Here is a 13,509-nt window from a genome sequence, read left to right as displayed (position 1 = left end):
TAAGACCAAACAGCAACTTGTGATTATTATAGTTGAGCTATCAGAAAACTTTATGAATTTAATGAATTAAATATGAGAGATTCGTTTTGGGTAGAGAAAGCCGTCTCTCTCGAGATTGATATCATAAAATTATAGAAACAAGAAAACATGAAAGCCTTTTTAAAAAAATAATTATAAAAATAGATTGACGAAATATTTTTGATAAAAAATAAGACGGGCCATTAAAATTATTAGAATTAATTAATTAATTTGGTGTTAAAAAGCTTGTCTATTGTCCTCAAAAATTTATGAAATAATTGGGTATTGGATTGAAAAAAGTATTAATAATCAATTTAAGTTAAGTTGATTCAAAGGATAACCTATGGCTCTAAAAATTTTGTTAATTTCTAGCTCCGAAGTTTATGAACTTTGTATTTCACTGGTTAATCCTACACCATAAGTTCAGTAGAACCTGAAAAACGAATAATATCATCGTCTTCCAAATATTCTCCATTTTGCACTTCAATCATCACCAACGGAATCACTCCAGGATTTTCAATACGGTGACGAGTATTCATGGGAACATAGGTAGATTCTTTTTGTTTGAGAAGTTTTTCTTGTTCATTACAAATAACCCTAGCAGTTCCTGAAACAACAATCCAATGTTCACTACGATGATAGTGCATTTGAGTGCTGATATGCTCTCCAGGTTGAACTACAATGCGATTGATGCAGTAACCATTCCCCTTTTCTAAAACAGTTACAGTTCCCCATGGGGGCCTTCTAGTCATCATAGTTGTGGCTGTTTGAGATTTTGATATGTTACTCATGATTCTCCCTACAGTTTATCCATTGAATCACTTCCACGCTATTGGCAATAGGTTCACCATAAAACTCAAGCTGACCAACTTTTTTAAGTATATCCCGTTGCTGCAAAATACTGATCCTCATTGGTTAGCCTTCTTAATTTAACCCTAGACAGTAGATTGCAAACCATAGAGGGACCTCATCACTCATCATCGAATATATCTCCTGATAAGTATTAGAAAACACTTTATATCCTTTTATATTAATGCTTATTTTGGTGAAAATTTCATTGGTAAACGGGTAAAATTTGAACCACCAGTATTAACCTTTAATTTGTTCTGGTTCAACTAAAGGCTAATGAAAGATTTCATAGTAATTCAATGATTATCGAGTGATCGCCTTAGCCTTTATCCTTCCTAGGAACAACGGAAGATATTATTTTGACGTCCTTTGTTTATAACTCAATTAACTGGTCAATTATGAGTTTTTTGGGGATAAACGTATGTTATTATCAGCTAGTTTATTGCCCAACTCCCGTAATCAAGCAATTGTAAGGGAATTAAGCATAGAAAGCTATTTAAGTTTACTTACTAGCTAGTCACAATTTCAACCTTTAAACTATTTGATTCGTTATGGCTAAAAGTCAAAATAGCTGATTGCTCGTCGGTCAAGTAAGTTTTGCTTACAAAATAGGAACTTACTTTTTGTTGCTGACTCTAGGTTTGGCAATCAGTAATTATCTGGCTTGCTTATTTATTTTTAAATAATTACGAATTACGAAAAATTCTAGAGGCGACCAATTGAGATACCGTCTTTTATTTATCTTAGTCAGAAGATTAAAATAGAAGATTTCATCTGATCGCAATTATTTCTGCACTCATTATTATCGTTTTTCCAGGTTCCTATCCTGCAGCCGCCCAATTAGGAATAGGAAATAAAGCTATATATACTATTGTTTATTGTTGGATTACTATAAACAATAGTATATGAACAAAAAATTGGTTAATTATTACTTTTTGAAAATTTGCATTTTAGTTTAGACAAATTTACCATAGTCTATCCTGATAATCAATTGCCTTTTACTGTTAATTCCGAATTAGCTATTTATTATCTATGTTTGTAGTTATTCATGATTTACCAGTGGTTCTTCATTTAAACAAGCTAATCAAAAACCCTAATAATTAAAGCTAGGGAGATTAGCCTGATTTTCTTAACTTTCAGTTTTTATCAAGTAGTAGATAAACAAAAATGATCAAGTTTTTAACATGTTTACTCACCTCCAAATTAAATGATTAATAGATAAAATGTAGTTGGTAACTTAGTTAAAAGTTGAAGTTTATTTTATAACTACTCATTAATCGATACTCCCGTTCATGTTCCTTTTTTGTTTAAAAAAGCCATTGTATTCAAAAGTAAGTGTTAATATTATTGACTACTTCATCGGTGGTAATTCTAAAGGAACACACCCCATAAGTCCTTTGCGGAAATCATTCAATAATTGCCTACTTGCTCTTTCAACATCCCCTTGATAGCATTCATGACCTAGAGTTTGAATGTACTCCTCCCCCGTCATGTCTAAGGGATCAATATGATAACGTGATCGCAAGATTGTTTCAAAGTTCAATTCAACTAGGAAATCAACTAACACACCTGCTACCTGTTGATTATCGTAAGCTGCATTCCCAATATCCTCACAAATTGCCAATTTAACAGCATTTTTTTGGTTTTCTAGGTTACTAGGGATTATTCCTGGTGCATCTAATAATTCAATAGTATCAGAAATCCGAACCCAACGTATTTGACGAGTCACCCCCACACTTCTAGCACTAGCGACAATTTTACGTCCCAAAAGACGATTAATTAAGGCAGATTTTCCTACATTTGGCAATCCAATGACAACTGCGCGAACTGGACGAGGTAGCATCCCGCGCTCGCGTCTTCGTCGGTTCATAGCTACTCCTAGAGTCTGAGTAGCTTTATGGAGTGCTTTCACCCCTTTTCCCTGTTTTGCATTAGTGAAATAGGGCGTTTCCTTATGATTTTCAAACCAGGTTATCCATTGTTCACGTACAAATTCTGGTATCATATCTACACGATTAAGCACAAGAATTCTAGGTTTTTCGCCGATCCACCTAGGAACTTGGGGATGGTGAGATGCTAGAGGAATTCGCGCATCAAGAACTTCAAGAACAACATCAACTTTGTTTAATTGTTCTTTAAGTTGTCTTTCTGCTTTGGAAATATGACCAGGATACCACTGAATTTTAGACATAGGTTTGAAAATTGATAATTAGTAATTGATAATATGTAGGAAGTCATCCATATTTAAATATAATTGTTTCTATTTTTTTAGATCGATTAAATTTCTCTATTTTTTTGAGTTTAATAGATTTTTGTTCCTTAAATTTATATGATTTAAAAAAAATATAGATATATATAAACCAGTTAAAATTACTACTGTATAGGTTATTTTTTACCAAATTTTAAATTAATATAATTTCATGATACTGAGAGAGTTTGTAAATAAATAGTTTTTGAATCTGTTAATCGGGCTTAGTTTTTAGTACTATGCATAAAACATAACTATATCGTTGGTTAACTTTAAAATTTATTTAAATTAATCTATGTTTTATGCAAAATATAAATCTACTTAAGTTTAAAGGTTTTATTGACAGCAATGCTAATTAAATGCCAACATTATTTTGAATCCATAACAAACGTTCGTATTTGTACAAAGAATAATAGTTAAACTATCTTTAATATCTTGAGACTTAAATATTAAAGATAGTGATCAGATTTTAACAAATAGAATGTAAATATTTACCAATATTTAGATTTAATAGAAATTGAGTAAAAAATTAACTTTTTTCCTACTAAAACAAATGTAAAAATTTATTTCACAAAAATATCATACCATAAATTACTAGCACTATAGTGATTTATGGAAAAAATTAAAATAATTATAAAATCAGTTAATCAATAAATAGGATGATAAAAACAATAATAATATTAGTTATAATTCTAGTATAAAATCAGGATATTAATAGTAATTAATGATTACTATTAAATATAAAATACGTACTAAAATAGCTATTTGATCAATAATTAGATAGGAATTTGATATAACTATTTAACTAATAGAATTGACAATTAAAACACAAATAAAAAATAGTTTTAAACCATGAATATGTATTTAATTTTATCAGATTATTGTGGTTGCTTCTAATAATAATTTACTAGTTATTACTTTTCGTTAAAAAAATTATCTAATTAGACCAGCAATATACATAAATACCATACAAAATATACTCGGCTGCATTCCTATTAATTTTTTAAAAAAAATAAAATAATTGCTATAATTAATATTTATTAAATATGCAATAAATAATCAAAATAGACAATCTCTAAAATTACAATTAAACTAAAATTAACAAAACCGTTTTACTTAAAATAATTAAACCAAAAATTTTTTGAATAGAGTAAATTACAGGTAAAAAAATAAGCCGATTTTTTATCAGTAACTATTATAGGGAAGATAGATTCTAATTCTGTAAACTAACCTAAAAATTATCAATCAATCATAATCTATACTTGATATAGATTATGCTAAAATAGACATTATATTCAGTTCTTTATATCATCCAAAATAATAATTAATTATTTTTACGTATTGACAAATAAAGTCAAACATAATTAGCCTAAAAACTTAAAATAATCGCTAAAAATAAAGGTAGTTGTATAAATAGCACTTAGCTGCCGGGTTTTTTGTGAGAGTTACGATAGCTAAGTACTATTTAGCCCTGTATACTTGGTATGTGATTGCTGAATCAAAATCTTCAGGCTTTGGTTGTTTATCTGAGATGTTTATAGATTTATCTTATGACAATGTGAATTATTACTGGTTAGGCGAAAATTGTAAACCTATTAGTTTATAGAATAAAGTCTAACATCTTGTTTGACTTTATTCTATATTTGTATCTAGTAATTGCCCTTTTTAAACTACTCCTCTATTATAGCTTTCTTTGGACTTACCTACTTGATTGTCTAATGTTGGATAAAATTACAGTGAATAGCTTAGTAGAAAAAGGTAATTTTTAAAAAAAGGTGATCTTGCTTGTGATAATGTACTTTAAAAATTTGTAAAAAATCAGATTTTTTCTAAAAAAAAATATATTTTAAAGCTGCATTGAACATTTATTTTATGCTGATTATTGTCCTAAAATAATGAAAAAATAACATTAAAAAGTAATGAGTTAATTATTTAATTTTATCTTTTATTTTGCCAAAAAATTAAACATATTTAGTAGTATTAATTTCATTAGATATTTTAAAATTCTTATATATATAATTTTGTAAAAACTCTGATTCTATAGAGAAAGCTAGCAGATATTTTCTGGTAATTTCTAATTATATTCTTGCACATAAAAAACAAAAATATAATTAGAAATTACATCTTATTAATTAAGGTTTTTTAGGTTATTTTATATATTTAACTAAAAATTTATTTGTAAAATTTAGCTGTTATCTATTATGTAATTAAATATTAAAATTTAATTACATAATATTTACTGAATTAGTGTTTATATTTATATATAAATAAAAATTCTTTATGATCTTAATCTAGCATGGTAGTTTTTTTTCTCTATTTGAGATAAAAATTATGTATCATTTTTATTTATATTATTTCTCTCCTAAATAAGTAGGTTTTTACAATCGGATTTAGTATGATAACCTTATAGGTTAAGTTTCGTGAGGAGAAAAGTAGATGACCAAAGGGAAACACAAAGTAATTTTACTGACAATTTTTTGTATAGCTATCACTGTAATTGGTGTAGGTTTAATTCGAAAAATTGATTTTGAAGAATTGCAACTTTGGCTTAATAAAATGGGAATTTTAGCTCCTATTCTCTACATAATTATTTACACTTTAGCAACTTTACTAATTTTACCTTCAACTCCCCTCAATTTAAGTGGTGGAGCATTATTTGGAATTGGGTGGGGAGTATTTTGGACAACGATTGCAGCTATGTTAGCAGCCATTTTATCTTTCGCTTTCACCCGTACCCTAGGAAGAAAATATGTCACGCGAAAACTTGCCTACAAATGGGAAGCAATAGACGCAGAAATACGTCAGGGTGGCTTATTTTATTTGTTTGCTATTCGCTTACTACCGATTATTCCTTATGGGATTGTTAATGTTGCAGCAGGATTAACATCAATTAGATTTCAAGATTATTTGATTGGAACTGTCTTGGGAATTATTCCAGGAATTCTGCCTTTTGTCATGATAGGAGCTGGTTTTAAGTCTCTTAATCAAGGCAATATTTTGCCTCTACTGTGTGGTTTTACATTAACTGGAATTTTAGTAGGAGTTTCGGCTTGGTATCGTCGTCGTCAACCCCCGCGTTCAAATAAAGCCAAACGGTAAAAGTTAAAATTATCTTGATGATTACGTTAACTAAATATAGATAACTTGAGCAATCAAACTCATAATTATTATGTACGATTTTATTCCTCCTAAAATACTTCTTTAGCTGTTTAACTTGGACAAATATTCAAGCGATATTAAATATAGAAAATATCGTTATAGTATGATCTGCTGGGACAGTCATACAAAATGGCGTCCATTTGCCTATGGTAGTAGATTCTGCGATTGTAATGGAGGTTTTAGGGAAAACAATTAGAAAAATTAGAATAATGGATTCCCACTTATACTTTACCCTGTTCATACTAATGTTTACTTTGTAAGTTCCTTATGTTGTTAAAGATCTGTTAATTAAACGCAAATTAGAGTATGGAATTCATACAAAAGATGTATAAACTAGTATTCTATTTTTTTGGTTGCCAAACTTAAGTAAAAATAGAAAAAGTAGTGAAATAATGTCATCAGAGTTTACCTTAAAATAGTTTACTGACTATGAAAGTAAAACTACTCTTTACTTAGTTAACCCAAAAATTGACTCAAAGTGGGGCAATGGGTAATGTTAAAGTTGCAACAAAAGAAAAAGGTGATTGCTTATTAGCATCTATCTTTGATGACCAGGAAGGATTAATTAAAGATATTCAATCAAAGATATTGACAAATTCCGTTAACCAAAACTAAGTTAAAATAACATCGATGCAATCATCAGCTAAATTTTCATAGGAAATTCCATAATTTTGGCTATGAATCATTAACAATTAAGGATTCAACTCATGTTAAACACAATTAACTCTTTTCTTGGCCGTCATCCTGAAAAAATTAACGCTGACGTTGAAATTTATACTTGGCGAGCCTGTCCTTTTTGTATTCGTGCAAAATTTCTTCTGTGGTGGAAAGGGGTTAACTTTAATGAATATAAAATTGATGGTAACGAAACAGCTAGAGATAGTATGTCTCAAAGATCTAACGGAAAGCGTAGTGTACCTCAGATATTTATTAATAATGAACATATTGGAGGCTGTGATGAGCTTTATGCTCTCAACGAGACTAATAAATTAGATACGCTTTTAGCTGTTACTCTTTGAGTTCATCCTATTAGGTGAAGCGCCAGGAGAACGAAAACTGAGACTATTGTGGGCAGGTAAAAAGAAAAACCCCTAGCTCCGATTATCTCGTCGTCACAAAATACAAGTTTAGTAAAAACTAGAAGTGATACAGCCTTGTTCTTGTGTATGAAGAGCTTCGTGTTTGATTCTTGGTTCGACAGCTTAAATAGCTGTGATTCTGGGGATATATCCCGCAAGTTTAGTTCTAAAGTTTTTAGATTTCCTCTTCGGATGGAACCAGTGACCTCATCCACCCTATCAGTTATGACAGGGTGGCTTTTTATCTCGATATTTAAAGAAATAGGGATACAATAGAGATGAGGTGTATAAGGAATAGAACTAGTAATAAAAAAGTAAGCTTAAATAAGTCTAAAATAGAAAATAGTTCAAGAATACTACTCACTTATTGACAGCTTGTCCATAAAACTCAGCTAAAAAAAATTGTAGATTGGGTAAAATTATTTATCATAAAATGTAGTTAGCAAAATAATTTCTAGATAGATTGTTAAAAAAGAGAAGAGTTGCGAGATTTTTCGAGAAGTAGAGGAAAAAACTTGGGTAGTCTATAATCATATAAAATATAAAAAAACAGGGAAAGGTTAAATAAAGTGACAGAAAAATACATAAGATTATAAAGAAAGGGGCTATATATAAAAAGTAACAAAAGTGAGTATGAGAATTCCTCTATAGTCTTAAAAGAAAAAAGCCAAAAAAGTAGGATTATTTCAGATAAAGAAGCAGATAAGCTAAAAGATACTGTCAAGACAAAGGAATAGATAAAATAAATTGTTCTTGATAATGACTCGGTGTATGCAAATGGTTTAGTTAACATCAAACTAAAACAATAGAAATAAAAAGGATTATGTCTATTTTATGTACCAACTTAATAATCCATAATTAAATATATATAGGAAAAAAATAACATCCAATAAAAGCTCATAAAATTACGGAAGAGTATTTGAGGATAAATATGATTTAGCTGAGACAGTTAAACAAAGTTTTATTCAAAGAAATTACCGTAAACAATTCCCATAGAAGCAATATGAAGTTAACTATCATTGTTTGAATATCAGAAATACAAAATAATTTATAGTTTTTAATGTTTATTTAGAGCTACTTACTTAACACTTTTCTAAAATATGGCTAAACATTTCCGTCAGAGTAGATAGCCGTTGAACAGAACAACACCAACATCTGTAGTTTAAGTTAATGAAAACATATTTATCCGGTACTTATTAAACATAAGAATAGAGTCGATCTCTTTAAAAAAGAGATATATTATAATAATTTTTATACACTTCTCAAAGAAACTTTATTTTCTGAAAAAAATAAGCCTCAAGAACTGAGGAATTATTCTGAATTTCTTCTGGAGTAGCATTAGCAAGATTAATTCCTTTAGCTAACACCCAAATATGATTACACGATTTAAGATTGACTTCTGCAGCTGGTTCATCGAGTAAAATAAGTTTAGGGCGGGTCATCACAGCACGAGCAATTTATAACAACTTACGTTGACCTCCTGATAAAGCCCCAGCATAATTATAAGCTTTTATCGCTATTTCTACTTATTTTAGCCCTTACAAGGCTTTTACCCAATTTTATCGCTCTTCCTGCTCAGCTTGTTTTTGTTGTAACCAAACTTGAATAAAATTTTCTTCTGTTTGTTTTTAGGTCGCTAATAACATATTTTCTAGGAGAGTAAGTTGGGAAAGAATCCATGGTAGTCGAAAGGTACGAACACATCCTTCTAGGGCAATTTCGTAGGGAGATAGGGGATGAATTGGAGAATCATCAAAAATTACTTTTTCCTGGTTAAGACGAATAAAGTTAGAAAGTAGGTTGAATAAGGTAGTTTTACCTGCACCGTTTGGTCCAATCAACCCCGTAGTATTTCCAGTTGGTACTTCAATATGAACATCATTAACGGCACCTAGATCCTCAAAACTTTTGTATAAGTGGATTGCCTTAATTAAAAGTTGATCAGATTAATGAATAGTCATTAGCCTATTTTAAAGTCACTTAAATTTGAGCGATAAATCTGCTAGCTGCCCAATCATAACAAAAAAACACATGTATTTTTTTGCTCCCAGTATATTTTATGTTGTTCAGTAGAAACAAAATTATTTTAAATGCAAAAAGACTAGATTTTAGTTTAAATAATTGAATATCAAATCAGAATTAACTTAAAAAGTTAATTCTATTTAAATTTTAAATTAGCTATCAACTCACTTTTTATTCCCTGTTAACTATAACATTATAAATTTTAAAAAAATATAAATAAGTAAATATATTTCATATATTATAACTATTAATATATTGATTACACCTCACTATTTTAGTATTTGGTATCTGCAGTTAATAATTTATAATACTATTTTTTTATTGTTGTTAGATAAAACAAATAATCTCTTATTAATGTTAAAAATTAAACCTATTGAATATTTTCTTTATACTACATTTAACTAATAACCTTTTAAATTTAAATTTAAAAGGTTATGTTTGTGGATATTTTTTGCATAAAGAATATATTTGCTTAAATACATAAAATAGAAACCATAAACTATTCGATAAAATTAGTTAAATATTGAGTTCTATATAAATTATTTAATTAATTTTAAATAAAATTCTTTAAAAGAAATGATATTTTTGACTAGTCTAGGTAAAATGATTTAATCAATTTTTTTAAAAGTTTTATATTTAGTCTTGAACCAGAAATAGTCAATAAATTTACTACAGTTCGCATTACTACAAAGTGTTTTACTAACTATATCTTCAGTACTGTAGGTTTTATATATATAGTGTTCAACTTCATTGCATATATCAATAAGCAATGAAGTTGAACACTATATTCGCCAGAAATGATTCACGCTATTATAAGATCAATTGTTAAACATCTCGTATGAACAATGACAGCAAAAAAAAAGTTATAAAAATACTAAATATAGAGGTCTAAATTTAACTTTTAAGTTGATTGTCTTGTAATAGTTAACATAACTATTTTCTATTCTGACTGTTCGCTCTATTATACCAGGTTTTTGCTCTCGATTTTTAGTAATCGCTTTATACTTTTAGATTAACTATATTTATATATTTAAATTAGTATGTCAGTGCTTAACTACCTCGAATAGTTGTGTGTTTGGTTAATTTATTTTGAGATAAAACTAATTAATTTTTTATACATACTCTAACCCATTAAATTAAATCTGATAATTATTTCCAATGTTTGTCCCCAAGTATCGAAAGAGCTGATTATATCTATCGTAAATAATCTATCGTAGACATACCTATAGTATAATCAAGGAATGAGGATTTCAATGAATAAAGTCCATTGTAATCACATCGTCTTCCTAATTTAAAATACCAAAACTTTTACCATGGTGAATTCAATTGTATTTTTTGATATTGAAATTAACGGACATAAGACTGGCCGTATAGAATTTCAACTTTTTACTGATATTGTCCCTAAAACTGCTGAAAATTTTCGTCAATTATGTACTGGAAAAGCTGGGTTTGGGTACAAAAATAGTATTTTTCATCGCATCATTCCTAATTTCATGTGTCAAGGAGGTGATGTTACCCGAGGTGATGGCACAGGAGGTAAATCAATTTATGGTAAATTCTTCAAGGATGAAAACTTTCAACTCAAGCATACTGAACCTGGAATTTTGTCTATGGCTAATGCTGGGACTGATACCAATGGCTCTCAATTTTTTATTTGTACTGTACCTTGTAATTGGCTAGATGGTAAACACGTCGTTTTTGGAAAAGTATTCAAAGGATATGAAATCGTAGAAATGATGGAAAAAGTCGGAACTGATGAAGGACAGACAACAGCAAAAGTTGTTATTACTGATTGTGGGGAACTTTTTTAAAAAAATATCAAATTAAAGTAGAGACGGAAGGTTATTTGTCTTTGCAGTTAATGTAGTGTTTTAAGGTTGTCAAAAGTGATAAAGTGAGGGATTCCCACCTTTTTAAGGTATTACATTTGGGATGATAGTTTATAATAACGGCCCAGAGCCATTAACGGAAAATAATGGCAGTAAAGGTGATAACGGATATAGAAATGACACGGAAACCCTGTTCCTGTGAACTCGGCTTCCTCCCAAGTTCCCTCAATTGTTTGGCTAGCTAGCAAATAGTTAATACCCCGTTTTATAGCATCGGTGGCAAAAGTTCCTAATGCTTTCCCCGTGTCCAATAATCCAATTAAGGCCCAAGCGGTCTGAGAGGCAGTACTAACTCCTATTCCTTTGAGGGAAGGATCATCATAACTCCAACAGGTTTCGCCCCATCCTCCATCAGTATTTTGACAACTAACTAGCCAGTTAATGGCTTTTTCCATCTGGGGTTTATGGGTATCCGCCGCAATGACTGCTAAGGCAGATAATACTCCACTGGTTCCATAAATATAGTTTACGCCCCACCTTCCAAACCAACTACCATCAGCTTCTTGTTCTTTATCTAAATAAGTTAAAGCTTTTTGAACCCTATCACCGTCGATTTCCAAGCCACAAGACCCCAACATTTCTAACACTCTGGCAGTGATATCAGCCGTATTGGGATCGATCATGGCTTTTAAGTCTCCATAGGGAATTTCATTGATCCAATTTTTATCATTATTCACATCAAAAGCTGCCCAACCCCCAGGCTTACATTGCATAGTTGCCATCCATTCCACACAACGATTAATAGCAGCCTGTTTGCGATTTTCATCGGGCAATTTAACGCCATGTAAAGCCATGACTATTACCCCAGAATCATCGAGATCTGGATAGAAACGGTTTGTAAATTCAAAAGACCAGCCCCCTGGTTTTCCTTTATGATTTTTAATCGCCCAATCTCCATAGTCAAGAACTTGTTGATTGAGTAGCCATTCACCTCCTTTAACTAAACCTTGATGATCCGGTTTTAACCCTGATTCAACTAAAGATCTTAAGGCCCAACCAGTATCCCAAACAGGAGAGACACAAGCTTGAACACGATAGGTTTTTTCGTCTTCAATGGAAAAACGATCAATGGCTTCAAATCCTCTTTGAACACAGGGATCGGCTACATCATAATTAAGTACCCGAAAAGCAATTAATGAGTTGATCATCGGGGGCATAATTCCTCCCCAATCTCCGCTTTCTTGTTGATGGTTTAAAATCCATTGTTCTGAGGCTTGAATACTTTTTTTATAGAAGGGAACTAAATTATTTTTTCTACTCCATTTAAAAATTTTATCTAATATCAGAAAAATATCTGACCAATTCTTATTACTAGGCAAAATATACTTTACACTTGTAATCCCCTCGGCATATAATTCATCAAGCGTAAAAACTGGATCAATTTGGAAAACAGGCTTTTCATTAAAGACAATTAATAAGGGAACTGTACTTTCTCTAGCCCAACTAGACATCTCATAAATATTAAAGAAAAAATTATTAGGAAATAAGATAATCCAAGGAGGAATAGAAGGAATTCCTCGCCAGTCATAACAGCCAATTAAAGCTAGATGAAACTTGGTAAAAATTCTAGTTTTACTAATACCACCCTTACTGAGAATAAAGTCCTTAGCTCGAATTAATGCAGGATCTTCTTGAGAAACTCCTAATAAACGCAAGGCCATATAGGCTTCAACAGAAGTACTAATTTCTCCACCGTCACTATAAAAAAGTTCCCATCCTCCCTGTTCATTTTGTTGACGACGAAGATAGGTTTCCACTTTATGGAGGGGAAGAATTGTGTCAGTTCCCCAAATTTTATGAAGTAGAACAGTTTCGGCTGTTAGAGTAACATTCGACTCAAGTTCCCCACACCAATACCCGTCGGGATATTGCTGGGAAAGTAAATAGTCTTGGCTGGACAAGATAGCCTGACTAAGGTTGAATAAGTTAATCTCGACCGATGACACACTCTTTTGTATCTGCATCTATATTCCGTTTCACTCCTTGATTGTCCTTCTAGATTATAGCTAGTTCAAGATCATCTTAAGTCACTATAGGTGGTTTGTCTAAAGTCAATTAAATACAGTCTATCTGGAAAGTCTACCTGATGGGAAATAGGCGATAATTTGCTCCTTGTCAAAATAGATTTAGATATCAGGAACTAATTTATACTCTAAAATTTTAAAAACTAAGTATTTGATACTAAGAAAATAAATTCTCTCAAAAGTTATGTAAGGTCTTCTATGAATTTTTGTTGAGGATTTTT

General features: G+C 30.5%; 6 protein-coding genes and 1 pseudogene. 3 read left to right on the top strand and 4 right to left on the bottom strand.

Annotation, left to right across the window (positions count from 1 at the left end; all coding sequences use genetic code 11):
- Positions 1-428: 428 nt before the first annotated feature.
- Both ETSB_RS05315 and ylqF read right to left on the bottom strand, forming a co-directional pair.
- Positions 429-809, bottom strand: coding sequence for a phosphomannose isomerase type II C-terminal cupin domain (locus ETSB_RS05315; RefSeq protein ID WP_044106752.1), 381 nt, complete (start codon positions 807-809; stop codon positions 429-431).
- Positions 810-2,218: 1,409 nt separating this feature from the next.
- On the bottom strand, positions 2,219-3,058 hold the full coding sequence (ylqF, locus tag ETSB_RS05310; protein ID WP_044106750.1) for a ribosome biogenesis GTPase YlqF: 840 nt from the start codon (positions 3,056-3,058) through the stop codon (positions 2,219-2,221).
- Between the two features lie 2,493 nt (positions 3,059-5,551).
- Between ylqF and ETSB_RS05305 the strand changes: the two genes are divergently transcribed.
- Both ETSB_RS05305 and grxC read left to right on the top strand, forming a co-directional pair.
- A complete protein-coding gene (locus ETSB_RS05305) occupies positions 5,552-6,214 on the top strand; it encodes a TVP38/TMEM64 family protein (RefSeq protein ID WP_044106749.1) in 663 nt (220 codons plus the stop codon).
- 767 nt (positions 6,215-6,981) lie between these two features.
- Entirely contained in the window at positions 6,982-7,293 is a 312-nt protein-coding gene (grxC, locus tag ETSB_RS05300; RefSeq protein WP_044106748.1) for a glutaredoxin 3, read from the top strand.
- Between the two features lie 1,322 nt (positions 7,294-8,615).
- On the opposite strand, the pseudogene ETSB_RS05290 reads toward grxC, so the two are convergent.
- Positions 8,616-9,284, bottom strand: a pseudogene (locus ETSB_RS05290) (ATP-binding cassette domain-containing protein).
- Positions 9,285-10,688: 1,404 nt separating this feature from the next.
- Here ETSB_RS05290 and ETSB_RS05285 point away from each other — a divergent pair.
- On the top strand, positions 10,689-11,186 hold the full coding sequence (locus ETSB_RS05285) for a peptidylprolyl isomerase (RefSeq protein WP_044106745.1): 498 nt from the start codon (positions 10,689-10,691) through the stop codon (positions 11,184-11,186).
- Between the two features lie 110 nt (positions 11,187-11,296).
- On the opposite strand, the gene shc is transcribed toward ETSB_RS05285, so the two are convergent.
- Positions 11,297-13,228: a squalene--hopene cyclase gene (gene shc, locus ETSB_RS05280; RefSeq protein ID WP_044106744.1), complete on the bottom strand. Its 1,932-nt coding sequence runs from the start codon at positions 13,226-13,228 to the stop codon at positions 11,297-11,299.
- Between the last annotated feature and the right edge of the window lie 281 nt (positions 13,229-13,509).

Origin of the sequence: cyanobacterium endosymbiont of Epithemia turgida isolate EtSB Lake Yunoko, assembly GCF_000829235.1 — a bacterium.
In the GTDB taxonomy this organism is placed as follows: Bacteria; Cyanobacteriota; Cyanobacteriia; order Cyanobacteriales; family Microcystaceae; genus Rippkaea.
This window is presented reverse-complemented; position numbering and strand designations above follow the sequence as displayed.